At 69.6% G+C, this 24227-nt stretch carries 21 protein-coding genes; 13 read left to right on the top strand and 8 right to left on the bottom strand.

The features are described from left to right. Positions 1-295: 295 nt before the first annotated feature. Positions 296-541 carry a DUF2283 domain-containing protein gene (locus ACFFR3_RS08840; protein ID WP_345407721.1) on the bottom strand — a complete coding sequence of 82 codons (246 nt, stop codon included), beginning with the start codon at positions 539-541 and terminating at the stop codon, positions 296-298. Further along, a complete protein-coding gene (locus ACFFR3_RS08835) occupies positions 534-8132 on the bottom strand; it encodes a polymorphic toxin-type HINT domain-containing protein (RefSeq protein ID WP_379482905.1) in 7599 nt (2532 codons plus the stop codon). The genes ACFFR3_RS08840 and ACFFR3_RS08835 overlap by 8 nt, the downstream gene beginning before the upstream one ends. A 684-nt stretch (positions 8133-8816) precedes the next feature. Here ACFFR3_RS08835 and ACFFR3_RS08830 point away from each other — a divergent pair. The 8 genes from ACFFR3_RS08830 (at position 8817) to ACFFR3_RS08795 (ending at position 13055) form a co-directional block, all read left to right on the top strand. Continuing rightward, on the top strand, positions 8817-9032 hold the full coding sequence (locus ACFFR3_RS08830) for a Tn3 family transposase (protein ID WP_345407712.1): 216 nt from the start codon (positions 8817-8819) through the stop codon (positions 9030-9032). A gap of 283 nt (positions 9033-9315) precedes the next feature. Beyond that, on the top strand, positions 9316-9690 hold the full coding sequence (locus ACFFR3_RS08825; RefSeq protein ID WP_345407710.1) for a GntR family transcriptional regulator: 375 nt from the start codon (positions 9316-9318) through the stop codon (positions 9688-9690). Continuing rightward, a complete protein-coding gene (locus ACFFR3_RS08820) occupies positions 9687-10592 on the top strand; it encodes an ABC transporter ATP-binding protein (RefSeq protein ID WP_364379477.1) in 906 nt (301 codons plus the stop codon). The genes ACFFR3_RS08825 and ACFFR3_RS08820 overlap by 4 nt, the downstream gene beginning before the upstream one ends. Next, complete coding sequence (locus ACFFR3_RS08815; RefSeq protein ID WP_379482904.1) at positions 10589-11284, top strand: hypothetical protein; 696 nt, start codon at positions 10589-10591, stop codon at positions 11282-11284. The genes ACFFR3_RS08820 and ACFFR3_RS08815 overlap by 4 nt, the downstream gene beginning before the upstream one ends. A 110-nt stretch (positions 11285-11394) precedes the next feature. Continuing rightward, complete coding sequence (locus ACFFR3_RS08810; RefSeq protein ID WP_364379483.1) at positions 11395-11628, top strand: hypothetical protein; 234 nt, start codon at positions 11395-11397, stop codon at positions 11626-11628. Positions 11629-12130: 502 nt separating this feature from the next. Next, positions 12131-12277, top strand: coding sequence for a cytochrome P450 (locus tag ACFFR3_RS08805; RefSeq protein ID WP_379482987.1), 147 nt, complete (start codon positions 12131-12133; stop codon positions 12275-12277). Continuing rightward, positions 12253-12411, top strand: a complete 159-nt coding sequence (locus tag ACFFR3_RS08800) for a hypothetical protein (protein WP_345407702.1) — start codon at positions 12253-12255, stop codon at positions 12409-12411. The genes ACFFR3_RS08805 and ACFFR3_RS08800 overlap by 25 nt, the downstream gene beginning before the upstream one ends. Before the next feature lie 53 nt (positions 12412-12464). Then, positions 12465-13055 (top strand): hypothetical protein, encoded by a 591-nt coding sequence (locus tag ACFFR3_RS08795; RefSeq protein WP_345407700.1) that lies wholly within the window; start codon positions 12465-12467, stop codon positions 13053-13055. A gap of 29 nt (positions 13056-13084) precedes the next feature. Here ACFFR3_RS08795 and ACFFR3_RS08790 read toward each other — a convergent pair whose 3' ends face one another. From ACFFR3_RS08790 to ACFFR3_RS08775, 4 genes are all read right to left on the bottom strand, one after another. Continuing rightward, positions 13085-13450, bottom strand: a complete 366-nt coding sequence (locus ACFFR3_RS08790) for a hypothetical protein (RefSeq protein WP_364912213.1) — start codon at positions 13448-13450, stop codon at positions 13085-13087. A 25-nt stretch (positions 13451-13475) separates the two neighbouring features. Further along, positions 13476-15458 carry a hypothetical protein gene (locus ACFFR3_RS08785; RefSeq protein WP_379482903.1) on the bottom strand — a complete coding sequence of 661 codons (1983 nt, stop codon included), beginning with the start codon at positions 15456-15458 and terminating at the stop codon, positions 13476-13478. A gap of 182 nt (positions 15459-15640) precedes the next feature. Continuing rightward, positions 15641-16411, bottom strand: a complete 771-nt coding sequence (locus tag ACFFR3_RS08780; protein ID WP_345407696.1) for an SDR family NAD(P)-dependent oxidoreductase — start codon at positions 16409-16411, stop codon at positions 15641-15643. 62 nt (positions 16412-16473) lie between these two features. Beyond that, positions 16474-17142, bottom strand: coding sequence for an HAD family hydrolase (locus ACFFR3_RS08775; protein WP_379482902.1), 669 nt, complete (start codon positions 17140-17142; stop codon positions 16474-16476). 292 nt (positions 17143-17434) lie between these two features. Here ACFFR3_RS08775 and ACFFR3_RS08770 point away from each other — a divergent pair, with 292 nt between their 5' ends. Continuing rightward, entirely contained in the window at positions 17435-17947 is a 513-nt protein-coding gene (locus tag ACFFR3_RS08770; protein ID WP_345407694.1) for a GNAT family N-acetyltransferase, read from the top strand. Here ACFFR3_RS08770 and ACFFR3_RS08765 read toward each other — a convergent pair. Together ACFFR3_RS08765 and ACFFR3_RS08760 are read right to left on the bottom strand one after the other, a co-directional pair. Next, positions 17889-19565 carry an AMP-binding protein gene (locus ACFFR3_RS08765; protein WP_379482901.1) on the bottom strand — a complete coding sequence of 559 codons (1677 nt, stop codon included), beginning with the start codon at positions 19563-19565 and terminating at the stop codon, positions 17889-17891. The two genes, ACFFR3_RS08770 and ACFFR3_RS08765, sit on opposite strands and share 59 nt — an antisense overlap. A gap of 136 nt (positions 19566-19701) precedes the next feature. Further along, positions 19702-20796, bottom strand: a complete 1095-nt coding sequence (locus ACFFR3_RS08760) for a winged helix DNA-binding domain-containing protein (protein WP_345407690.1) — start codon at positions 20794-20796, stop codon at positions 19702-19704. A 147-nt stretch (positions 20797-20943) separates the two neighbouring features. On the opposite strand from ACFFR3_RS08760, the gene ACFFR3_RS08755 reads away from it, so the two are divergent. The 4 genes from ACFFR3_RS08755 (at position 20944) to ACFFR3_RS08740 (ending at position 24215) form a co-directional block, all read left to right on the top strand. Beyond that, positions 20944-21921 carry a helix-turn-helix transcriptional regulator gene (locus ACFFR3_RS08755; protein WP_345407688.1) on the top strand — a complete coding sequence of 326 codons (978 nt, stop codon included), beginning with the start codon at positions 20944-20946 and terminating at the stop codon, positions 21919-21921. Positions 21922-21957: 36 nt separating this feature from the next. Next, complete coding sequence (locus ACFFR3_RS08750) at positions 21958-22602, top strand: GntR family transcriptional regulator (protein ID WP_345407686.1); 645 nt, start codon at positions 21958-21960, stop codon at positions 22600-22602. Positions 22603-22644: 42 nt separating this feature from the next. Beyond that, complete coding sequence (locus tag ACFFR3_RS08745) at positions 22645-23844, top strand: MFS transporter (protein ID WP_364379516.1); 1200 nt, start codon at positions 22645-22647, stop codon at positions 23842-23844. Positions 23845-23981: 137 nt separating this feature from the next. Next, positions 23982-24215 (top strand): hypothetical protein, encoded by a 234-nt coding sequence (locus ACFFR3_RS08740; RefSeq protein ID WP_379482900.1) that lies wholly within the window; start codon positions 23982-23984, stop codon positions 24213-24215. Positions 24216-24227: the final 12 nt, after the last annotated feature.

Genomic DNA, 24227 nt, shown 5'->3' with positions numbered 1-24227 from the left:
TGCGCGCGGATTTTCGCATGGCGCTCTGCGTACGCCTCGGCGACGTCGCCCCCTGAACGGGAGACCAACATCCCGATCCTGCCAGAGCGCTTCCACCCCTTCCAAGTCGTCTTGATCCCCTGTAATTCGGGCCGCAGAAATCCACCACCCGGATGCACCCAGTGATCGCAGGAAGCCCGGCAATTCCCGATGCTCGCCACCACCCGCCGCTCCGAATCTCGTGCAGGCGTCTCAGGCGAGTTCAAGAACCGGCGGCATTTCGGCGAGAGACGGCTCTCCCGCCGGCCGCCACAGGTCAGGTGCCTTCAAGATCGATGCGCTCCGCCGCCTCAAGCATGTACGCGGGCAGCTTCGACCTGGCGTCCAGCACCTCGACGCCTACCAGGCGCCCGCCCGCATCGAAGTCAAGGTTGATCATGCCGCCGACTTTGACGGGGTCGCAGGGATACATGCTTGCCACATTCGGGCGGGCCTGCGGGTCCGCGAGCTGTATATAGGCCGCGTTCGCCACCAGATCGTAAGTGACTTTGAGATCAGCCATGGTGCCCGTCCATGAGTCTTCTGATGTAGGCCCGGTCGACATTGATCATCACTGTGTTGATGTTCCCATCGATGGTTTTGGCGACGAACAGCTTGGAACCTGGATGGTAATAGCCCAGCTTCCACTGGCCTTCATGGAAGTAGGAAAATGGTTCCCTGTTGAGAACGGCTCGAGCTTGCTCTTCTGGTACCTGGCGCCGTGCCAAACGTTCGATCGCATGCTTGGTGAGGTCGTCGGCGACAGGCTCGGGGCCGGGCTCAGGTTCGGCGCGCACAGGTTGAGCCGGCTCAGGTTCTCCGCGCACAGGTTGAGAGCGCGGGACCACTGGCATGCCCTCGTAATTGCAGTAGCAATCCTCGGCGTGGTCCCAAGTGCCGCAATCATTGTGTACCAGTACCGGCGTCGTTCCTGCCAGCACATAGTAGGTGTGCAGGTCGTCGACCGTGAGGTTGTGGACCTGCCGGACGGCCGTCCACCGCTCGACCGCGGATACGAGCACGTAGGCGCCCGCTGACGTGCGCAGCCACATGCCGGGCTGAAGATCGCCGGCGTCGATCCAGGCGTGCAGATCCGGTACCCAGAAAGGATGGTGGTCCGTCGCGATGATCGTGTCGGTGGTGACATCGCCCGTACCGCCGACATTCACGGTGATCGTGATCAGGTGTTTGGTGCCGTTGCCCGTGATGAGCGCGGTGACAGATTCGGCCTCGGTCTCGCCGGTGGCCGCGTCGGTCGCCAGAACACGGTCACCGACCTTGATGTCCTCGATGGCCTTGCTGCTGCCGTCGGCCAAGAGAACTCGGGTGCCCGTGACGAAGCTGTTGGGGTTGCAGTCGACGGTGGATGGGGGCCGTTCGCTGGTGTAGGTCGGGATGTCAGCGGGAACCGGGTCGTCGGTGAAAAGGCTGGTGACTGTCTCGGTGGCCGTAGTGGCGACGAAGGTCGCACCGAGTACGAGCGCCGGACCGGCGTGGGCGGCGACGAAGGTGCCCGCCTCGAAGAGTCCCGTGGCCGCCACCGTCGCGGGCAGCAGCCACCAGCACGGCTCGCCTATGCGGCAGTCGTCCTCCGGTGCCAGCGGGCCGTGGCCGTCTACCATGCATTTCTTGCCGCAGTTTTTCCCGGGAAAATACCGTCCCCAGCAGAAGATCTCACATGGATCCTCCTTGTCTTTGACCTTCTTGGGATCCGTAGGGTTCTTCGGACGTGGGGGATTCGTCGGCTGAGGTTCGGAGGACGGGCGATCGGGTGTCTTCGGGTTCTTCTTCTTTCCGTTCGTGGACGGTTCGTTTCCGTTCGTGGACGGTTTGGCGGGGCATTTGTTGCTGAACTCGGCACACTTGTCAGGTGGCGGGGGCGGGTTACAGGCGGCGGTCCTGCCGTACTTGTCCTTACAGACGTCATCGCTGGCGGTTGGCCTGGCGTCGGTGAAGACGTCACAGATGGTGGCGAGCGGGACACCGACTATGGGAATCGAGGCAGCTCTGTAGCAACGTGGATTCGGGGCGTGTCCAGTCGGGTCCTGATAGAGAAGTGGACTTCCTGCTCCATAGGAGTAGCGGTTGCCGAGAATGGATGGGGAGGGGGCGATGTCCCAGGTGTCGCGACTGGTGAAGTTTCCGGTGCCGGGCTGGTACCAGCGGGCGTGCATGTTGACGTTGCCCGTGTCGGGGTCGGTGTATTCGCTCTGGTAACCGAGGGCGGGTTTGCTGCCCGTCTGGGCGGTGACTTCGCCGAAAGGGTTGTAGGTGGTGGTGCTGGACAGGGTGGTAGCGGTGAAGGTGCCGACCAGGTCGTTGTGAAGGTCGGTGAAGGTGCCGGCGGCGGGGGCGATGCCTTCCTTGACGCTGGTCAGGTTGCCGAGGGGGTCACGGCCGTAGCTGGCCTGGACGGCGCCGTCCTGGCCGGTGACGGCGATGACGTCGTTGTCCAGGCCGGCGTAGGCGAACCGCTGCTCTGTGGAGCCGCTCTTCTGGCGGGTGGCCATGCGGTCGAAGGCGTCGTAGGTGTAGGAGGCGTCGCCGTCGTTGATGAGCCGGTCGAAGGCGTCGAAGGTGAGGTTGCGGGTGACGCCGTTCTTGGTCTGCGTGGCCAGGGTGCCGCGCGGTGTGTACGTGTAAGTGTTGCCGTCACCTTCGATCAGGCGGTTGCGTTCGTCGTAGGTGTAAGTCTTGTCGCCGGCCCTGGTGCGGTTGCCTGCGGCGTCCCACTCGTAGGTGGTGGTGCTGCCGTCGGGGCCGGTCCAGGAGGTGAGGCGGCCGGCGTGGTCGTAGCCGTAGGTGTTGCTGCCGGCTCCGGCCAGGCCTTCGGTGGTCTTGGAGGTGAGGTTGTCGTCCTTGTCCCAGCCGTAGGCGATCTTGGCGAGCCGGCCGCCGCCGCTGTCCTTCAGGGTGTGGGTCAGCGGTCGATCCAGGGCGTCGTAGGTGAAGACCTGAGTGTTGGCGGGGTTGGCCGAGGTGATCGTGGTGAGCCGGTCGGCGCCGTCGTAGTCGTAGGTGTTGGTGCGGCCGCTGACCGGGTCGGTGACGGTTTTGAGGCGGTTGTCGGCGTCCCAGGTGTAGGTGGTGGTGCCGGTGACGTCGGCGCGCTGTGTCGGGTTGCCGAGGGAGTCGTAGGCGTAGGTGGTGGGGGTTCCGGTCGGCGGGGTGAGCTTGGTGAGCAGGCTGCGATCGTTGTATTCCAGCCGCTGATCGCTCACCGACGTGGGGCGGTCGGCCAGGTCGTAGGTGTAGGTCTTGTCGTCGGCGACGATGCCCGCCCCGGAGGCGCTGATCTTGGTCAGGCGGTTGAGGTTGTCATACTGCTTGTCATGGCGGACGCCGCCGGGCTGAATCAGCGCGGTCTCGTTGCCGCTGGCGTCGTAGACGTGCGTCCAGGTGCGGTCGTCCAGGTCGGGGTGGGAGGTGGTGGCCGGCTCGGTCAGGGTCTCGATGAGGCCGAGGGTGTTGTAGCCGGTCCAGGTGGCGTTGCCGCGGCCGTCGGTGACGCGGGTGCGGGCGCCGGTGGCGTCGTAGCCGAAGCTCGTGGTGATCGACGTGCTGTCGGAGACCGGCTCGATCAGTTCCAAGAGCAGGTTGGTGGCGTCGTAGCGGCGGTGGGTGACGTGGCCCTCGCCGGAGGTGGAGCGGATGAGGTTGCCGGCGGCGTCGTAGCCCAGGCCGATGGTCCGGACCGGGGTTCCCGTGCCGTCCAGGTTCTTGACGGTGGTGAGCCGGCCGGCCAGGTCGTAGTCGCCGACCGTGGCGTTGCCGAGCGGGTTGGTGGTTTTGACCGTTCGTCCGGCCAGGTCATAGGCATAGGTGACGCTGTCCTGCGCCGGGTCGGTGACCTTTTCCGGCTCGCCGGCCGCGTTGGGCGTGTAGACGGTGGTCTTACCGCCCGGCTGGACCTGCCGGGTGAGGTAGCCGGCGTCGTTGTAGTGCAGCTCGGTGACGTACGCGGCGCTCGCGGGTTTGCGTTCGAGCACCGTATGCGTAACTTGGCGGCCCAGGTCGTCGTAGGTGGCCTGGACGCGGGCGCCGGTGGGGTCGACCGTGGCGAGCTGCTCACCGAGCAGGTCGTATTCCGAGATCCATTGCCCGGCCGGCTGTCCTGCTGCCGCGGGCGGATCGGTCACCCTGACCGGGTTGCCGAGCGCGTCGTACTCCGTCGTCGAGGTCTGCCCGCGGGCGTTCGTGACCGTGATCCGTCGTCCGGCGGCATCGTAGGCGTAGCTCGTCTTCGGGACCAGCTGGGTGCCGCCGGGCGGCGTGTACGGCATGCCCGTCACGGACGTCAGACGGCCCATGCGGTCGAAGCCCGAGGTGGACAGGCGCCCTTCCGCGTCGATGACGTGGGTGCGCTCTCCCGCGGCGTTGTAGCCGATCCGGATCGTGGGGCGGCTCTGCTCGGCCGTGCCGGCCTTTTCGATCGTGACGCTGGGCGCCTTGACCTCGACCGCGCGGCCGAGCGGGTCGTAGCCGGTCGTGGTGGTGTAGTCGGCGGCGGAGGCGCCGTCGGCGTTGCCTCGCGGGTCGGTGGTCGCGGTGATCAGACCGCGGTCGTCCACCTCCCAGGTGGTGGTCAGGTCCTGATCGCCGTTCTCGGCGGTCTGACGGGTCAGGATGCCCGCCGCGTTGTAGGCGTATGTGGTGATCTCCTGCCGGGTTCCCCCGGCCGCTCCCGTACGGGTCTCCTTGATGGTCTGATCGTTGGCGTTGTACGCGAAGACCGTCTTGCGGGCCAGCTTGTCCGGATCGAGCGTGGCCGAGGTGAGCCGGTTGGCGGCGTCGTAGGAGTACGAGGTGGTGACCGTCCCGCCGCCGGTCACCCGGCTGACGAGGTTGCCCGCCTTGTCGTAGGTGTTGCTCTCGAGGATGACGTCCTTGGTCGTGAGACCAGGGTTGACCTTGGCGTCGTCGGCGATCACCTGTGACAGCAGGTTGTCGCCGTAATAGGTGTAGGTCGTCTTGCGGCGCATCGCGTCGGTCTGGGCGACCAGCCGCCCGCCGGGATCGTAGGAATAGGAGTTCAGGACGATCTTCGTGGCCGGCTGCGGGTCGACCGGGCTGCCGGTCCAGTTCTGCAGAGATTCGGTGGCCAGTTCGCCGCGCGGCGTGTAGGTGTAGCCGAACACCGAGCCGAGCTGATCGGTGATGGTCTCCTGCTGGCCGAACGCGTCCCACGTCGTGGTGACCACCCCGCCCTCGGGGTCGGTCATGGTCTTTTGATGACCGTGGTCGTCGTAGGTGTAGGTGATGGTGCGTTCTGCGTCGCCGCCGGTCAGGTCCTTGACGATCACGGTGAGCGTGTTGCCGTCGGCGTCGTAGGCGTAGCTCGTCTCGGCGGTGTGCGTGATGCCGGTGATCTCGTTCTTCACGCCGGGCGTCGTGGCGGTGGCGGGCCGGCCGATGGCGTCGTAGGTGAAGGTGGTCGTGACCCCGTCGGGTTCGGCGTCGGAGATCGTGGTCTGGGCGGTGAGACGGCCCAGTTCGTCGTACGTGAACCTGGTGACCAGCCCGGACGGGTCGCTCCGTTCGGCCAGGTCGCCGGCTTCGTCGTAACGGAACTCGGTGACGTTGCCCTCGGCGTCGGTGAGGGTCTTGGCCAGGCCAGGGGGAGTGGTGCCGCCACCGACGGCGGGTTCGCTGCCGTCGGTGTAGGCGATCGTGGTGGAGCGGCCGTCGGGGAAGTCGGACGTGGCCGGGGTGGTCTGCTTGGTCTGCTGGCCGGACGCGTTGTACTCCCACGTGGTGGCGTACGTGTCGCTGGTCGCGTCAGGCGAGCGGGCATCGCGGAACGCCACCCGGCGGCCGTTGCGCGGGTCGAGGTCGTCATCCTCGTTGGTGTAGTAGTCGTGGTGGGTGAACTGGCAGTCGCCGGTCTTACGGCAGGACTTCTCCTTGATCACATAACCGTGCTTGTCGTTCCACCGCCGGAACACGTTGCCGTTCGGGTCGGTGGTCTTGATGGAGAAACCGCCGGTGTCGTACTCGAAGGTGGTCTGGGCGCCGGCCTGGTCGGTCACGTACGCCGGCTGCTCATCGCGCAGCGAGTCGTAGGCGTAGTCCAGGGCGCCGCCGCGCGGATCGGTCAAGGTGAACGTGTAGAGACCCTTGACCCAATCGATGGTGGAATCACTCAGTTTCCACAGGCCGCCGTGCCGATCGGTGTGCGTCAGGAGGCGGTCGGTCGCCGAGTCGTAGGTGTTCTTCGCCCAGATCCGGCCGGAAGGCAGCGTCACCTGGGAGAGATCGTGGCCGACCTTGGTTCGGGCGGCCCAGTGGGATTGCACCTCGGTGTCCGTCAGCGGCTTTGCGTACACCGCGAACTCGTCGATCGTGCCCTGGAACGGCCAGGCGCCTCTGGTGGTGGTGCCGCCGGGGACATCGGACCACGAACTGGCGCGATCGCCGCTGCCCACGAAGGCGTACGGGCGCCTGTCGCCGAAGACGGCACCGGTCAGCTCGCCGGCCAGTTGACCGTCCAGGTAGAGACGCTGCTTCTCACCCGCCACTGTGAGCACCACGTGGTGCCATTGGTCGTCGTTGACGGCACTTGCGGATGTGACTGGCTTGTATCCGCCACTGACCAGCTCACCCAGTTGCCCGCGTAGCCGCCCGTCCGTCCCGACGTAGAGGACTGGCCTCGTCCCGCCGAGCCCGCCGCCGAAGTCGTCTTCGGAGAAGATCACGCCGGGCTTGGTCGTCTTGATCCAGCCCTCGATCGTAACCTGATCGCGCAGGTGATCCAGCAGGTTGAGGGGCAGCATCATCGTGGACTGGGTGAAGCCGCCGGCGGTGTCGGTGCTGCCCTCCAACGCCCCCGGCTGGCCGACCGTCACCTTCGTGTACTGGCCGGTGCCGCCGTCGCTGCCGAGGTTCTCGGCCGGGCTGTTCGGTGCGTCTCCCAGCCGCCAGTAGCCCACCGGCTCGGAGTCGAGCACCAGGCCCTTGTAGCGGGAGCCGTCCTCGTAGGTGTAGGCGGTGCAGTTCGGCGCGGCCAGCGGCGTGCACACCGAGGTGAGGTTGTCGCCGGTGTAGCCATAGGTCCACGTCTGGGGTTCGCCGTTGACCGGGTCCGTGGACACCGTGGCGACGCGCGGGCCGTTCCAGGTCAGGTGCAGTTTCCTGCCGCCGGCTCCGGTCACCGTGTCGAAGGTGCCGTCGGTGTTGTAGTTCAGCGTCTGCGCGCGCCCGCGGTTGTCCTCCAGCCTGACCAGCCGGCCGTCGGCGTTGAAGACGTAGATCGTCGAGGTGGTGTCCTTCAGCCGCCATCCGCCGCTGTCCACGTCTGCCAGCGCGTCCTTCATGCCAGGCGGCGGCTGGTAGGTGCCGTCGCCCTTGGCCGCGAACCGGACCCGGCGGCCGCTGGCGTAGGTCACCAGCAGGCCGGTCACGGTCGTTCCCGACCGCTCGGCCATGACCTTCATGTCCCAGGCGGTCGACCAACCCGCCCCGAAGATCCCGTTGGTGCGCGCGTCGGAGCTGTTGTATGTGCGGACCACCGCAAGGGCGGGACCGGCCACCTGTACCCGCGCGTCCACCGCCGTGGTGGTGTAGTTGCCGTTGACCAGGGAGAACTCTTCCTGATCTCCGATGCGTTCGCCCAGATGCGAGCCGTTGACCGGCTGCGCGGGCCTGATGGCGATCAACTGCTTGTCGCTGGTGTCGACCGCCTTGCTCTCGGAGTCAACGACGCGGACCCACCAGTTGTACTGCTTGCCCCACTCCAGCCGATTCGCCGGCACCTGCCAGGTCTCCGCGCCCGGTAGAGCTCCGGAGTTCCAGCACGGCGGCGTCGGGTCGGAAGCGCCGGTGTCGTCCTCGTCCTCTTCCGGGACCTCGCAGATGTGGTAGGTGAACCGCAACTCGCTGAACGGATCCGTCGGCACGCCGACCCGCTCGGCCCGCACGGTGAGCAGCGGAGTCGTCGTTCCTACCAACGATCCCGCGACGGGATACACGTCGTAGATCAGCGGGAAGGTGCTCGCCGCGGTCGCCCGGTCCTTCTGCTCGGCACGGCGAGTGCCCGCGGGCAGGCCGGACCCGGACTCGTCCTGCAATGCCGTACGCGGCCACGCCCCGCCATCTCGCGGCAGAGCGCCCTTCACGGGCGGGTCGCCACCGTCGTCCGACACCGCAGAGCCAGACGCGACCGTCAAGCTCGGTAAGACCCCTGCCGAGCCCAGCTGCTGCACCGGTGTCACAACGCTGCCCTGCTCGACGCTCACCGCTCCTTCCCGAACGGTCTGCGCGGACACGGGAACCGCTGCCAGTGACAGCAACCCCGGCAGGGCGGCGACAAGCAGAAGGGCCGCAGAACGGGAGAAGATGGCACGCGAAAACAACCTGCGCATGAGTTGTCACACTCCGAACCACAACGAGGAACACCACAGCGGGCGCCGAACGTCGCTCCACCCACCCGGCAGGGTGCAACCTGGCTCGTGCAGCTCTGGAGCTCTTTGACAAACGGGAGAAGCGTATCTTTTGCAAGATCAAGCGACAAGAGTGATTTTTTGTCGTCAACTAGTACGGAGTGTGACGTACCGGATGCACGTTGATACTGAAGGTAACTGAATAACTACTGAGAGACGGTTACGCCTGTTCGCTGGGGATGGCGGTGGACGCGTTCGTCATGGCGGGGGACGCCGACCGCGACGGCAGGCTCTCCCAGGAGGAGTTCGTCGCGCTCTACGCGGCGACCTTCCCACGCTGGACAAGGAGGAGGTGCTCGACGCCTTCGGGCACCTCGACCGCGACGGCAGCGGTTACCTCGCCCGCGACGCCTGCGCAGCTTGCAGGCCGCGCTCGTGTACATCAACACCCTCATGCTGCAGGACGTCCTGGCCGACCCCGAATGGGCTCAGCTGCTGGGGCCCGCCGACCAGCGCGGGCTGACCCCGCTGTTTTGGCAGCACGTCCAGCCCTACGGCGAGGTCCGCCTGGACGTGGCCAAACGCCTTTCGCTCGGCGGCGCTGCGCAAGCTCCGGAGGCGGGCAACCCGGACTAGCTTCATGATCGTGGTAGGGCGTGCGCGCCCCTGGCAGGCGTGCAGGCCTGGAGAAGTCGTACAAGGAACTGCGTGTGTTGCGCGGCATGGACTTCGAGATGGCCACTTGCGTCGAGACGACGCTGCCCATGCATCCCCGGCTGGCCTTTCCTGAGCGGGAAACGGGGGTCCCGGCGTCGCCGGCGGCCGAGGTTGCGGGACGCCCGGGTGGCTTGACAGCCGCGGCGCAAGGTTGCATGGTTGCTTACACATGTAGCTAACCAGTTGGGCGGCTAAGCCAGCAATGGACGACGACCGACCGATCTTCCTTCAGATCGCCGAGCTGATCGAGAACTCGATCATCGACGGGTCGCTGGCGGAGGAGGCCCAGGTCCCCTCCACCAACGAGCTTGCCGCCTTTCACCGGATCAACCCGGCCACCGCAGCCAAGGGCGTCAACCAGCTCGTGTCGGAGGGAACGCTCTACAAGCGACGCGGCATCGGCATGTTCGTCGCCGGTGGCGCCCGGGCCAGGCTGCGCGAGCGGCGACGGGAACGGTTCACCGAACAGTACGTGGAACCCCTGCTCGCCGAGGCGCGCAAGCTCGGCATCGGCCACGACGAGCTGATGAAGATGATCGATTCATTTGGTGCGGTTGTCGGGAGGGACCTGGGATGACGGCGGTGGTAACCGCACACGGGGTGACCAAGCGCTTTGGTGACGTCACGGCGCTCGACGACGTGAGCTTCGCGCTGGCCGAGCACACGATCTACGGCCTGCTCGGGCGCAACGGGGCGGGCAAGACCACCCTGATGCAGATCCTCACCGGGCAGGCGTTCGCGTCGTCGGGGAACGTGTCGGTCTTCGACGCGCCACCGGTGGAGAACCCGGCCGTCCTGTCGAAGGTCTGTTTCGTCCGGGAGAGCCAGCGCTACCCCCACGTCTACACCGTGCGCCACGTCTTTCGCACCGCACGCCGGCTGTTTGCGAACTGGGACGACACGTTCGCGCACGGCCTCGCCGCGGACTTCCAGCTACCGGCCGGGCGGCTGGTCCGCAGGCTCTCGCGGGGCATGCTGTCGGCCCTCGGCGTGACCGTCGGGCTGGCCGCGCGGGCGCCCTTGACGTTCTTCGACGAGCCGTACCTCGGGCTCGACCCGGCCGCCCGGCAGCTTTTCTACGACCGCCTGCTCGCCGACTACGCCGGGCATCCCCGCACCGTGGTGCTGTCCACCCACCTCATCGACGAGGTGAGCGATCTGGTCGAGCGGGTGCTGCTCATCGACCGTGGCCGGCTGCTGCTCGATGAGGACGCCGACGACCTGCGCGGGCGGGCGGTGGCGGCCACCGGACGGGCGGAGGCCGTGGACGGGTTCGCCGCCGGACGCACCGAGTTGCACCGCGAGCGGTTGAGCGGCCTGGTCCGGTCGACCATCCTCGGCGGGCTCGGACCGCACGCGAAGGCGCACGCGCAGACGCTGAACGTCGAGCTGGAGCCGCTGTCGTTGCAGCAACTCGTGGTCCGCCTGACCGTACCGCCGACGACAACGGCGGCGGCGGGCCGGGAGGCCACCCGATGAACCGCATCCGTCAGGTGGCCCGTCTCCAGATGCCGGCCTGGCCGCAGATCCTGGGCTGGACGTGGGGCATGACGGCCGTCGTGTTCGGCATCAACCTGTTGACCTTCATGGCGAACTACGACCTGGGCGACGGCGTGACGAACACCGGCGGCCTGGTCAGCCTGTGCGGCGTCGCAATCGGGATGGCCGCCGTCTCGGTCACCCAGATCTTCCCGTACGCGCTGGGCATGAGCGTGACCCGCCGGGAGTTCTACCTGGCCTGGTCGCTGCTCGCGGTCGTCCAGTCGGTGCTCTACGCGCTGGTGCTCTGCCTGCTGCGCGCCGTGGAACAGGCCACCGGCTACTGGGGGGTGGGGATGCGCTTCTTCAGCCTGCCGTTCATGGATGACGCCCACCCGGTGCTGCTCCTGCTCGGGTACGCGGTACCCATGCTGGTCGTGACCCACCTCGGGATCCTGCTCGGCACGTTGTACCTGCGCTGGGGCACCACCGGCGTCATCGCCTGCCTCACCCTGGCGTTCACGGCGCTTGGGCTGGCCGCCGCGCTGATCACGTGGACCCGGCAATGGCACGCGATCGGCCGCTGGTTGCTCGACCAGTCCCCCACAGCGCTGCTCGCCGGCTGGCCGGTCCTGGTGGCCGCCGCGTTCGCGGTCGGCGGGTACAGGCTCATACGCCGTGCCACGGCGTAGGCGCGGCGGGCACTCGGCCGCTCCGGACACCGGACAACGCGAACACCAACATCCGCCGTGATGGGCCGCCAGATTGTCAGCCCTGTCCACGCGTCCTTAGGAGAGATGCAATGACGAGCAACAACACGCCCCCGCCCGCCGGAGGTCTCGGGATCTGGGCGAATCTTGGGATCTGGATCGCCTTCGGCGCTGCCTTCGGCGTCCTCGTCGGCGTCGTCGTCGGGGGCTTTTTCGACAACCTCGCTTACGGTGTCGCGCTAGGTTCGTCCATCGGTCCGGGCCTGGGTGTGGCCGCCTGGGCCGTCTTCATCGCGCCGCGAAGGAATGGCCGCCGCGACTCCTGAACCGTCGAGCCCGAGTATCGGCTACGGGGTCGTAGGCGCCACCGGGAAGTTCAGGAAGCAACGCACCGGCGCTGGCGATGGCGGCCGTGACGGATGATCGCGCCCCGGCGGGCCGAGATCTGGTGGCGGTTGAGTTGGATCAGCAGCCGGCGCGGAGCGCGCCACCACCATGGCGATGTGGTAGTGGTACAGCTTGGTCGAACCGACGCCAGGCCAAGCGGTGTTCCATACTCGGCCCACACTCAGAGTCATCGACGCAGCCGGTGGTCCAGGCGCTCCCGGCGTCGCGGCTGCCGTCATAGGACTCGCCGACCGGATCGTCGACTGGGCGGATGGCTACGCTGCCCGTCGTGTTGAGGTGTGACCAGGTCTCGCGGTCATAGGTCTTCGACGTAGTCGGCGGCGATGTCGTCGGGTGGGTTGGTGTAAAGGCGCAGGTAGCGGTCGTTTGGGCGCGTACGGCATCCCGGCGCAGGCCGACATCGCCTACAGCCCGTACGCGATGCAGCGTGACCCGCCATCCTTCCCCCGGCCCTTGACCTTCGACCCCGACCGCTGGACACCCGGCCGAGCCGCCGGCGTACCGAGAACGGCGATGATCCCCTTCGGCGTCGGCAACCGGCAGTGCCCGGGGATCACGTCGCACTGACCGAACTGGCCATCATCCTGGCCACGCTCACCTGCCGCTGGCGCCTGGTCCCTGCCCCAGGCACCGACACCAGGACCAAGATCGGCATCACCCTGCACCCGAGACGGCTGCTCATGCGCGTCGAACCACGATAGGGAAGGCCGGTGGTGTCCTGGACCGGGCTGGGCGGGTCCGCCACGATGGGGCCATGGGGAGTGGATCAGCGCGCGGCGAGGGAGCGGGTTCGCGGCTGAACTGGACGGCGGTGAGCGCCGTGGCGGGTTCGCTCGCAGCCGTGGTGGCGCTCTTCACCTACCTGAGGCCGCCCGTCACGGGGTCCGGCGCGGTGGTCTCCACTCCGTCCGCGGTCTCGAGCCCGTCCCCGGAGCCGTCCTCGCCGGACCGGGAAGACGCCCGGCCCTCCCCATCGCCTTCGCTTGAACGAAGTACGTCCCGGCCGCCGGAACGCACGCGCGCGACCCAGGACACCCCTCCACCGCTGCCGGAGGTCCGGCCCGCCGGCTGTGACGAGGCGGCTACGGCGCTGAACGCGTACCGCAGGGACGCCGGCACCAGCGGCAGCGGCCAGGCGGCCGCGGCTCAGCAGACGTACCGCGACCTGATGGGCGCGGGGCTCAGCGCGCAGGGAGTGGTCGCGGCGAAGATCAGACGGCTGGCCGCGGAGTTCCAGGAGCTGGGCTTCCGCCTGACCGGCATGGTCGACGCCGACCCCAACCAGGTGATCACCGACATCAACACGGACATCAGGGAGTTCAACGGGCTGTGCGCCTTCGACTGATCGCAGACCGCCCGGGTGCGCAGCGGGTTTCAGCCGGGCGAGCAGATCCCCCACTTGTCCGGCTCCCAAAGAGGACGGTCGGACTCATCTACCTCCACCAGGCTCGCCAGGACGTATCCGTGATAGCCGTGTCCGCGCAGGATCAGCAGATCATCGAGCTGCGCGCGAGGTCCGAGTCGCGCGGCCACGTCGTGCGTCGCCTGCGCATCCGGCTGCTCGACGGTGAGGCCGTCCATCAGGACGGGCAGGCTCACGGCCGAGACGTCGCCGAACGCGATGTCGATGCGCGTGGTGCCGGAAGTCTCCCGGCCACTGCGTAGCAGGAGCCTGGAGTGCGAAGGGACGTAACTCCACAGCCGGAATTCGCGTTCGCGGTAGGCAATGGCGAATCGCACGTACAGTCCACCTCACTGCGAGGGCTCAGCGGCGGGAGAAGGCGCGGGTGAGGCCGGCCAGGATGGTCGTCGCGAGCAGCCAGCCCGCGGCGATCATCGTGGCGGCGAGCCACTGCTGGGTGCCGTGGGGGCCGAAGGCGTTCTCCTGGCCGAAGCTGATGACCGGGAGGAGCAGGTCCAGGGTGTAGAGGAAGGCGTTGAACGGGGGCGCTTCGCCGGGTTTGAAGGCCGGTGGGTGGTCGGTGGCGAAGACGAGCGTACCGATGAGGAGGAGGGCGGCGAGCCAGAGGGCGGCGCGGAGGGGGCGGTAGCCGTAGCCGACGGTCCAGTCCTGCAGGTAGCTCCAGAGCCGGGCGGCGAGGCGCTGGCCCGCGCGGCGGCGCCGCTGTCCCTCCAGCAGCACGTCGCGGGCGGCCTCGTCGTGGCCGTGGCGCCGGTAGACGGTGGCCAGCTGCTCGTACGGTTGCGGCAGGTAGTCCTCCTTGGCCAGCCAGTCGAGCCGCTCCTGGACGGGCAGGACGTGCTCCAGGTTGTCGTAGGTGAAGCCGTTCAGCTGGAGCCGGGCGGGCCAGCGGCCGGGGACGTCGTCGAGCACGCCGACCCGGGTGTTGCGGAGGTCGACGGCGCCGAGGAGCGCGGTCTCCGGTCCGATCTTCAGCGCGGCCGCCTGGACACGGCGTACCTGAAGATCACCGTCGATGGTGGCGTGCGCGAAGCAGAGCGCGCCCGCGATCTGGGAGTCCCTGATGGACACGCCGCCTTGGGCGGTGAAGCCTTCGCAGCAGTCGACGCCACCGCCCACGCTCACCTCCCACAGGCTCAGCACCCGCGCCCCGGGATTGCTGAGGACGGCGCCGTGGAACTCCATGATCCCCTCGACCTTGGCGTCGATGAGGACGATCTCCCCGTCGGCGCGGAACCCCTCGCCGCAGCTGAACCTGCCGGTCACCCCGAGCCGGCGCAGCGAGAGCGCCGTCGCCTCCGGGTTGGACAGCCGCCCGCCGTCGAGGTTGAGCGACCCGCGGACCTGCGTCGAGTCCAGGAAGACCACTCCGTCCGCCACGAACCCCGGCGTCGCCCGCAGCCCGCTGCCGATCTCCATCAGCGGCCCGTTGAGCGCGCGCCCACCGGGGTGGACGAGGGTCGCATGGGCCAGGGAGAGCTGGCCGGTCACGCGCGCCCCGCGCAGGAGGACCTCGCCTTCGGCGGTGAAGCCCTCGTCGATGTGCAGCCCGCCCTCGACGGAGAGCCGTTCCGCGTTGAGGGCGATGCCGGACGGGTTGGACAGCCGGGCGCCGCTGAACGCGCATTTCCGTCCCACCCGGGCATCCTGGACACTCAGCTCGCCGTACGAGCGGAAGCCGCGGCCGCAGGACAACCCGCCGTCGATGACGATGCCGTCGGCCGTGAGGCTGCGGCCGTCCGAGGAGCCGACCTGCGTGCCGTCGAGGATCATCGTCCCGGAGATCCTGGCGCCCGCGAGGTGGGACTCGCCGTCGAGGACGGCGTTCGCGCACAACAGGTCCCGATCGATGATCAGGCCCGCGGCGTCGACGGCGGGGTGGGCGTGGATCGCCGTGCCGCTGAGCTCAATCACCCCGTTGACGTGCGCTCCGCCGAGCTGGAGCGGGCCGTCCAGCCGGCACCCTTCCAGGCGCAGACCGCCGCCGATCACCGCGTTCCCGGCCAGCAGCCCCGGTAAGCGGCAGGCGGCGAGGCGCACCAGGCCGGTGCGGGCGCCGGTGAGGACAGGGGCCTCCTCGAAGTCGCAGTCGGTCAGGTTCAGCGGATGGTGTACCTCGGCGTACGACAGGTCCAGCCGGCCCGTGATCCGCGCCCCGGACAGGCGCAGGCCCGGCGTCTGCCCGGGAAGGTCGTCGAGGGCGCCGAGCAGCAGCCTGGCGATGACCGTCGCCCGGACGGGGGAGCCGGAGAGGTTCACCGGGCGGGCCGCGGGATACGCCTTCCAGAGGGCGATCTCCGGCTCGGACAGATCTTCGGTGATCATGGGGCCGCTCCCGGGAACGTCGCCTGCATCGGTAGGTAAGGAGATGCTCCAAGGTCACCACCGCGCTTGGCAACCACACCGCCGACATCGTGGTCGTCGACCACGCCGTCGCCCTGGTCTCCGACTCGCCGCCAAGGCGGGTTTCTGGTCATCGACCTATCAGGGATCGAGCGGCAGGATGGTCAAGGGAGCGGGTCCTGGGAGTAGGCGATGCGGCCCGACAGCGTGGCTGCCGGGGCGCGGCACAGGGCCAGGGCGGCGGTGGCCATCACTTCCGGCGGTTCGGCGTTCGGGTCGTTTTCGGTGGTCAGGCCGTGGAAGACGGTGCCGGGGGTGGGGACGACCTGGGTGGGGGAGAGGCAGTTCACGGCGATGTTGTCGGCGTACAGTTCGGCGGCGAGGCCGGTGGTGAGGCGTTCGAGGGCGGCTTTGCACATGCCGTAGACGGTGGCGCCCAGGCCGGCCATCGGGCCCGGAGGCAGGGACGGGTGGCGGGCGGCCACCGAGCTGATGTTGAGTATCCAGCCCTGACCGCGTTCGCGCATGCCGGGGATGACGAGTTGGGCGAGGTGGGTCGGGGCGTTGACCTGGACCTCGAACATCAGCGCCATGCGGCGGGGGGTGAAGTCGGCGACGGGGGTGAAGAACGTGACCGCGGCGTTGTTGACCAGGATGTCGGCCTTGCCGAAGCGGTCGAGGACCTGCTTCACCAGACGAGTTCTGTCGTCGGGGATCGAGAGGTCGGCGGCGAAGGGCTCGGCGGTGCCGCCGGCGTCGCGGATGCGGCCGACCGTGTCGCGGAGGGTGCCCGGCAGGCGGCTGGTGCCTTCTTCCAGGGTGCGGGCGGTGACCGCCACCTGTGCGCCTGCCGCGCCGAACGCCTCCGCGATCGCGGCTCCGATGCCCCTGCTGGCTCCGGTGACGATCGCGACTCGCCCGTCGAGTTCGCCCATGGCCACTCCCTATTTTAGAACAATGTTCTGAAATAGAGCTTCTGCCTGGGCGGCGCGGGGTGTCAAGGGGTCAGGAGGGAACGGCCCAGCTCGTACGCCTCCGTCAGGTCGCCGCCCCGGTAGCTGAGCGCGGCCAGGTCGGCGAGGTGGTGGTCGGCGTTCACCGCGACCGTGTTCGTCAGGCGGCGGAACAGCGGCGCGTCCGACATGGAGTCGCCGTAGGCGACGCACCGCTCGTACGGCAGACCGAAGCGCACCCGCAACTCCTCGGTGATGTCGACCTTGTCGGCCGGGGTGAGGATGGCGGCGGGGTCGAGCGGTTCGGCGAACGGCGGCGCCGGGAACCGGGACGCCACCACCTCGTCGAAGCCCAGGTCGAGCAGGTGGCGGGCGAAGAAGTCCGGCGACATGGTGATGACGGCGGAGCGCTCGCCCCGTTCGCGGATGTCGCGGCAGACCTGCTCGATGCCGTTCAGCCACGGGCTGGCCGCGAACGCCTCGGCCACGGCGGCCTGCGTCAGCTCGCGCCACAGCTCGTGGATGGCGGCGGCGAAGCCCCGCGTGTCGATCTCGCCGGCCGCGAACCTGGCCTCCAGCTCGACCAGGTCGTCGTACGTGCCGAGCCGGCGGGCGATCTGCAGGCTGGCCGAAGAGCCGGTGAGCAGCGTGCCGTCCATGTCGAACACGTGCAGGGACGCCGCCCGCGTCCCCCCGTCAGTCTCGTGCCGCACGTTCCCCGTCCCGCCCCGTCCCGCTCGTCGTGTTCCGGGAGGAAGCGTATCCAAGGCGTCGAAGTCATCGGATCTCGCGCAGGAACCGCTCGATCGCGCGCCGGGTGATCTGCCTGCCGCCCGCCCTGGACGAGCAGGGTAGGCGGGAGCCCGCGGCGCCGTAGCGTCCGGCGTTGCGCGGCGACCCAGCCCAGCGCGCACTTCACACCCCCTGGCGTCGTCCGCCAGTCAGCGGCCGGTTCCAGCCGATATTCGGTTGCTCATGCGGGTATCGGCGGCTACACATCGACAGATGGGCGTCTCATCGCTGTCCGACGGTGTCGTCACCCTTTCGCCGCTGTGCCTGGACGATCTCGATGCGCATCTGGCCGGTGAGGATGATCAGCTTGTACGGTGGCTCAACGGCGGGCCGAGCAACCGGGCCGACACCGAGGAGTACATACGGGGCTGCATGGAGCTGTGGGCCGCCAAGGGCCCGCATCGCGCCTTCGGGATCCACGTCGTCGGCCATCAAGACCTGGTGGGCACCATGGACGTGCGTTTCGGGACGGAGGAGCTGCCCGATGACCAGGTGAACCTCGCCTACGGGCTCTATCCGCGGTGGCGGGGACGCGGCCTGGCCACCCGCGCGGTCCACCTGGCCTGCCGGTTCGCGGCCTCGGAAGGGGCGACACGGGCGTTGATCCGGGCGGAGCCGGAGAACGCCCCGTCCATCGCCGTCGCCCGGCGGTCCGGCTTCCGGTACGTCAGGCGGAGCCAGGACGAGGACGGCACCTGGTACGACCACTACGTCCGTGATCTGTGAGGACACGTCTGGCCCAGGCCAGTTCCAGCTTGCCCGCCGGGGAGCGGGGGAGGGCGGGGCGGAGGAGGATGTGGCGGGGGACCTTGTAGCCGGCCAGGTCTTTTCGGGCCCACGCGTGGAGAACGTCCTCGGTCAGGGTCGGGCTTGTGGTGGCCACGACCGCCGCGACGCGTTCGCCCCACGTCTCGTCCGGCAGGCCCACCACCACGCAGTCGGTCACGTCGGGGTGGGTGAGCAGGGCGGTCTCGACCTCCTGCGGGTAGACCTTCTCGCCGCCGGTGTTGATCACGGAGGAGCCACGGCCGAGGAAGCGGATCGCGCCGTCCGCCTCCAGCCGTGCCAGGTCGCCGGGGATCGCGTGGCGGACGCCGTCGATGACGCGGTACGTGGCCGCCGTCCTGGCCGGGTCGCCGTGATAGCCGAGGGGCATCGGGCCCGCGTACGCGAGCACGCCCGTCTCGTCGCTGCCCGGGGTGAGCCGCCGGCCGTCCGGGGTGATGACCTTGGTGCCTGGTACGGGGAAGAAACGGGCGGGCAGGTCGGCGGCCGACGACGTGACCGCGAAGGCGAACGGCCCGCCCTCGCTGGAGGCGATCGCGTCGAAGATCGTGACGTCGGCGCGTTCGTGGAGGACCTGTTTGAGGTCGTCGCTCAGTGCGGTGCCCGAGCTGATCAGGGAGGTGAGCGAGCTCAGGTCGTAGGACCGTCCTGCCTGGAGTTCGGCCACCAGCGGGGCGCAGACCGCGTTGCCCGCCACGATCACCGTACGCACGCGCCGCTCCGCCACCGTCTCCCAGACGTGCCGCGCGTCGAGCCCGCCCGGCCGCGTGGTCACCACCCGGCCACCGGTCAGCAGGGCGCCCATCGCGTTGAACAGGCCGGTGGCGTGCATGAGCGGCGCGACCGGGAGCGTCACCGGCGCTCGCCCGTCCTTGCGCGCCGCCACCGCGATCTCCACGGCCTCCTCCAGCGTGGCGGGCAGCCCCTGTACGCCGAGCGGGCCGAAGACCGGGACCGCCAGGGAGTGCAGCAGGTCCGCCAGCCGCCACACCACCCCCTTGGGGCGGCCCGTGGTGCCGCCGGTGTAGAGGAACAGCTGGTCGGAGCCAGGACGCGGCTCCGCCGGTCTTGGTGGCGTGGTCGCGATCAGGTCGTCCAAGCCGGCAGACATCCGGCCGGGAACGTCGAGGAGTATCTGTTCGTGCGCCGCCGCTCGGCCGGGGCGATCAACCCGTACGAGCAGGCGCAGGGTGGGCACGGTCCTGACCGCCTCCTCGACCCCGGTGGCGAGCGACCCGCTGAACACGATCGCCTCCGCGCCGGCATCCGTCAGCAGCCCCGACAGCTCCTTACCGGTGTAGCGGTAGTTGGCGTTGACCGGCACCGCGCCGATCTTCAGCGCGGCGAACACGGTCACCAGGTAAGCGGCCCCGTTGTGCAGATAACAGGCCACCCGGCCGCCAGGTCCCACCCCCGCCCTCACCAGCGCCTCCGCCAGCCGCGCCGCCCGGTCGTCGAACTCGGCGTACGTCAGCTCCCTGCCCGGCTCCTGGACCGCCACCGCGCCGGGCAACCTGCGGGCGACGGCTTCCCAGATCGTGGCGAAGGAGACGTCCATCAGCATCGTCCTCGACTCGGACCGGGGCGGGACCGCGCCTGCCGTAGGCGCGACGGACCCACGGTAGGCGCGGCGCCGCGTCCAGGGACACAGGCGGATGCCCGGTGCGGGACACGACAAATGACGTACCCGGCGTTCAGGTGAGGCGTACCTCGTCGGTCTCGCCGTCCGACAGGAACGACGCCAGCGCCTGCCCCTCCTCGACCAGCTCGGCCCGCTCGGCCGCCGTGAGATCGCGCAGAGGGGTGACGACCACCGCGCCCGCATCGCGGGCGGTGATCCAGGTGGCGGACACCCGGCCGTCCACGAGGACCACGCGGGCTCCGCTGACCGACAGGTTCCGGTGGGCGTCGTCGATGATCCGCGTACGGTCGTCGTAGCCGAGGATCGCGTTGTCGAAGGCGGGCAGGAAGCGTACGGGGGCGGGCGTGTCCGGGTCGGGGAGCGGCGCGTCCGGCAGGTCGAGCAGCAATCGCCCGCGCTCGTCCTTGAACGTGACCAGCTCGTCCCGCACCGCGGCGACCGCGGCAGGCAGCCCGGTCAGGCCGCACCAGGCGCGCAGATCAGCTGAGGCGGCGGGGCCGTAGGCGGCGAGGTAGCGACGGACGAGCTGCCGGCCCACGAGGTCGGAGCCGTCGGCGGGCAGCGGCTCGATCTCCTTGCCCAGCCACGACTCCAGCAGCGCGTTCCGCACCCCCGCCGTGGTCCGCCACAGCCCGCGCGGCGGCAGCTGCACCACCGGGACCAGCGCGGCCATCGCCAGCTCGCCCAGCGGCCGCGGGCCGGGGTCGGGCCAGCGCTCGGCGAGCGCGCGTCCCATCTCGCCCATCGAGCGCGGCTCGCCGTCCGCCATGATCTCGATGGCCGCTTCGCGCAGCTTCTCCACGTCGACGCCGGCCAGCTCCCGCCGGTACGTGGTCAGCACCTTCTGCCGCAGCATCGCGTCATGGCGGGCCCGCCAGGCCAGGGCGTCCTCGGCGGTGACGAGGTGCACGGTCCTGCGCATGAGGTGGACGCGGACGACCTGCCGTCCCGTCAGCAGGTCCGACAGCGCCTCAGGGCGGAACGGGGACAACCGCGACCAGAGCCCCACGAACGGCTCCTGCGGCTCCTGCGCCTGCAGCCCGCACAGGTGCGCGACCGCGTCGAGGGCCGGTACGGCGGCCCGTTCGAGCAGGGACTGCCGGGCCAGCGTGGCGCGGTTGAGCGCCCGCGTGCTGAGAACGACCATGAGCATCCTTCTGGGGGTACGAGATCGGCGCTGCACCGGCAACACTCGCAGGGATTGCGGCCAGTTCGTGGCCGCTTCTGGAGCGCCGCTGATCCTGGCAGGAGAAGGGGACAGGATGTGGCCGCTACTGCGGGCATCATGGCAGGCATGCACAAGACCTCCGCCCGCCTGCTGGCCCTGCTCTCCCTGCTGCAGTCCCGCCGCGACTGGCCGGGGGCGCTGCTGGCCGAGCGGCTGGACGTCAGCCCGCGTACCGTCCGGCGCGACGTCGACCGGCTGCGCGAGCTGGGCTATCCCATCGTGACCTTCAAGGGGCCCGACGGCGGCTATCGGCTGGGGGCGGGTGCGCAGTTGCCGCCGTTGTTGTTCGACGACGAGCAGGCGGTGGCGGTGGCCGTCGCGCTCCAGCTCGCCACCGCCGCCGGCGCGGGCATCGAGGAGGCCGCGGCGCGGGCGCTCACCACCGTGCGGCAGGTCATGCCGTCCCGGCTGCGCCGCCGCATCGACACCGTACGCGTCACCGCCGTCGGACGCCCCGCCGACCGGCCCGCCCCGACCGTGGACACCGGCGTGCTCATGGCCGTCAGCGCCGCCGTCCACGACCACGAGGTCCTCCGCTTCGGCTACCGCTCCGCCGAAGAGGAGGTGCTGCGGCGGGTGGAGCCGCATCATCTCGTCGCCTGGGGCGGGCGCTGGTATCTCGTCGCCTGGGACCTCGACCGCGACGACTGGCGGACGTTCCGCGCCGACCGCATCACCCCGCGCACCCCGAACGGCCCCCGCTTCACCCCGCGCGAGCTGCCCGGCGGTGACGTGGCCGCCTTCGTGGCCGCCCGCTTCCGCGGCGCCCCCGACCCGGGTCCCACATCGGGGGCGGACTGGCCGTGCCGGGGTGAGGTGATTCTCGATCTGCCCGCCGACGTCGTGTCCCAGTACACCCGCGAAGGTCTGGTCGAGGCGCTCGGGCCGGATCGGTGCCGGCTCGTCCTGGGTTCGTGGTCGTGGCCGGGGCTGGCGGCGGCGCTCGGCAGGTTCGACGCCGACATCGAGGTCGTCGGGCCGCCCGAGCTGAAGGCCGCCTTCGCCCACCTCGCCGAACGCTTCTCCCGCGCGGCGGCATCATAGATACATGCTTGCATCCAAGCCTGCTAATCTGGACATATGCCCGAAACCGCCAAGCGGCCGTCCGCTGCTCACACCGCGTACACCGTCACGAAGGAGCTGATCCTCTCCGGCGAGCTGCCCGGTGGCAGCCTCATCAGTGAGGGGGAGATCGCCGAGCGCGTACGCGTGAGCAGGACGCCCGTGCGTGAGGCGTTCCTGCGGCTGGAATCGGAGGAGCTGCTGGCGTTGCATCCCAAGCGCGGCGCGGTGGTCGTGCCGGTGCCGCCGGGGGAGGCGGCCGATGTGCTGGAGTTGCGCCTCGCCCTGGAACGTTCCGCCGCCGAGCGCATCGCCAGGAACGGTCTGCCCGGCGAGTACGACCAGCGGATGCGCGACCTGCTGACCCGGCAGCGCGACCTCGCGGCGGCGGCCGACGTCGGCGGGTTCGCCGAGGCGGACGAGGCGTTCCACCGGTGCATCGTCGAGGCGTCGGGCAACCGGCTGGCCGGCCGCTTCTACGCCACCCTCGGCGACCGTCAGCGCCGCATGAGCATCTCGGCCCTGCGGCTGCGTCCCGAGCGGCTGCCGCTGCTGGCGGGCGAGCACGAGACCCTCCGTGAGCATCTGCGTGCCGGCGACACCGCCGCCTTCGCCGCCGCCCTCGAGGCCCACCTGACAGCCACCCACGGCACCCCGCACTGACCCTTCACCCCTGCTCGTCACGACCTCGAAAGTTCCTCCTTCATGCTCGAAACCCAGCCGGCCGCCCGCCGCACGTTCTCCTGGCGGGTCGTGGCGGCGGCGATGCTCCTGTGCGGGTGGGGCGGTAACCAGTTCACGCCGCTGCTGCTCATGTACCGCCGCCTCGGTGGCTACTCCACGCTCGACGTGGACGCCTTCCTCGGCGCGTACGTTGTCGGCCTCGTCCCCGGCCTCCTCCTGGCCGGCCCGGTGTCGGACCGGCGCGGCCGGCGTCCCGTGCTCGTGGCGGGCACGGCGGCGTCGGCGCTGGCGAGCCTCGTGCTGTGCTTCGGCGCCCAGAGCGCGTGGGCGATCTACGCGGGCCGGCTGATCGCCGGGGTGGCGGTGGGCATCGCGATGGCGGTGGGCAGCAGCTGGGTGAAGGAGCTGTCAGCGGGCGAGGACGGCGCACTGCCCGCCAGGCGCGCCTCGCTGTGCCAGACGGCCGGGTTCGGGCTGGGCGCGGGGGTGGCGGGCGCGCTGGCCCAGTGGGGTCCGTGGCCGATGGTCAGCCCGTACGTCGTGCACGTGCTCCTCACCGCGGCCGTCCCCGTGCTGCTGCTGCGCGTGCCCGAGACGCGCGCCCCCAGCCCGGACCCGGCGGGGCTGCCGGCGAAGCTGGTGGACGACCTGCGCGTGCCGGCCCCGGCGCGGCGGCGGTTCTGGCTGGTGGTGCTGCCGATGGCGCCGTGGGTGTTCGGGGCGGCCGGGCTGGCGTACGCGGTGATGCCGCAGCTCGTGGAGACCCGCGTGGGGGAGTGGGGCCTGGCGTACGCGACGGGCCTGACCGTGCTGATGCTCGGCATGGGCGTGGCCGTCCAGCCGGTGGCCAAGAGACTGCGCGGGCGCGCGCCGGTCGCGGCCATGAGCGTGATGCTGGCCGGTGCCGCGTTGTGCGCCGCGGACGCGGTGCTGCTGTCGCCGTGGCTGGCCGCCGCCGCGGCGGCCGTGCTCGGCATGGGGTACGGGATCGCGGTCGTGTCGGGGCTGCTGGAGATTCAGCGCATGGCCGGCGCGGACGACCTGGCCGGCCTGACGGGGGTCTACTACATGCTGGCGTACACGGGATTCCTGCTTCCTGCCCTGCTGGCCGGATTGTCGGCGTGGCTGTCGTACCCGATCATGCTGGCGGCGGTGGCCGGCGTGGCGCTGATCTGCCTCGCGGTGGTCGCGACCGGCGTGAGAGTGACCGCGCGGGCCTAGCCGGAGCGATAGAAGCAGGCCGAGCCCGCGACAGCGCAACGTCACCGATGGTTACGGTGAGTAATGTTGCGGAGGGTAATCACAGCAGGTGCGCGGCGTCACGCCGTGCTTCTGTTCCCTGATCCATGGAGGTATCCATGCGCCCATCCCCTCGTAGCATCGCCGTGGTCGCCGCTCTGGCGGGCGGCTTCCTGATGGCGGCGCCGGCCGCGCACGCCATAGTCGACCCTGCCAAGATCAACGTGCTCGAGTCGCTCCAGAAGACCGACCCGGTCGTGATGGCCAACTGCGCCACCGGCACCGTCGCCGACCCCGTCGGGGCCGTCGTCATCCCACCCGAAGTCCCCCTCGCCGGCTGCCTGACCCTCTGAACGCGCCGGAAC

Origin of the sequence: Nonomuraea salmonea (assembly GCF_042428605.1) — a bacterium.
GTDB lineage: Bacteria > Actinomycetota > Actinomycetes > Streptosporangiales > Streptosporangiaceae > Nonomuraea > Nonomuraea salmonea.
This window is presented reverse-complemented; position numbering and strand designations above follow the sequence as displayed.

Coding starts and splice junctions, on each gene's coding strand:
- ACFFR3_RS08755 (WP_345407688.1), top strand. CDS start 20,944: ATGCACAAGACCTCCGCCCGCCTGCTGGCCCTGCTCTCCCTGCTGCAG.
- ACFFR3_RS08770 (WP_345407694.1), top strand. CDS start 17,435: ATGGGCGTCTCATCGCTGTCCGACGGTGTCGTCACCCTTTCGCCGCTG.
- ACFFR3_RS08745 (WP_364379516.1), top strand. CDS start 22,645: ATGCTCGAAACCCAGCCGGCCGCCCGCCGCACGTTCTCCTGGCGGGTC.
- ACFFR3_RS08765 (WP_379482901.1), bottom strand. CDS start 19,565: ATGGACGTCTCCTTCGCCACGATCTGGGAAGCCGTCGCCCGCAGGTTG.
- ACFFR3_RS08785 (WP_379482903.1), bottom strand. CDS start 15,458: ATGATCACCGAAGATCTGTCCGAGCCGGAGATCGCCCTCTGGAAGGCG.
- ACFFR3_RS08840 (WP_345407721.1), bottom strand. CDS start 541: ATGGCTGATCTCAAAGTCACTTACGATCTGGTGGCGAACGCGGCCTAT.
- ACFFR3_RS08750 (WP_345407686.1), top strand. CDS start 21,958: ATGCCCGAAACCGCCAAGCGGCCGTCCGCTGCTCACACCGCGTACACC.
- ACFFR3_RS08815 (WP_379482904.1), top strand. CDS start 10,589: ATGAACCGCATCCGTCAGGTGGCCCGTCTCCAGATGCCGGCCTGGCCG.
- ACFFR3_RS08780 (WP_345407696.1), bottom strand. CDS start 16,411: ATGGGCGAACTCGACGGGCGAGTCGCGATCGTCACCGGAGCCAGCAGG.
- ACFFR3_RS08805 (WP_379482987.1), top strand. CDS start 12,131: ATGCAGCGTGACCCGCCATCCTTCCCCCGGCCCTTGACCTTCGACCCC.
- ACFFR3_RS08760 (WP_345407690.1), bottom strand. CDS start 20,796: ATGGTCGTTCTCAGCACGCGGGCGCTCAACCGCGCCACGCTGGCCCGG.
- ACFFR3_RS08810 (WP_364379483.1), top strand. CDS start 11,395: ATGACGAGCAACAACACGCCCCCGCCCGCCGGAGGTCTCGGGATCTGG.
- ACFFR3_RS08795 (WP_345407700.1), top strand. CDS start 12,465: ATGGGGAGTGGATCAGCGCGCGGCGAGGGAGCGGGTTCGCGGCTGAAC.
- ACFFR3_RS08825 (WP_345407710.1), top strand. CDS start 9,316: ATGGACGACGACCGACCGATCTTCCTTCAGATCGCCGAGCTGATCGAG.
- ACFFR3_RS08820 (WP_364379477.1), top strand. CDS start 9,687: ATGACGGCGGTGGTAACCGCACACGGGGTGACCAAGCGCTTTGGTGAC.
- ACFFR3_RS08740 (WP_379482900.1), top strand. CDS start 23,982: ATGCGCCCATCCCCTCGTAGCATCGCCGTGGTCGCCGCTCTGGCGGGC.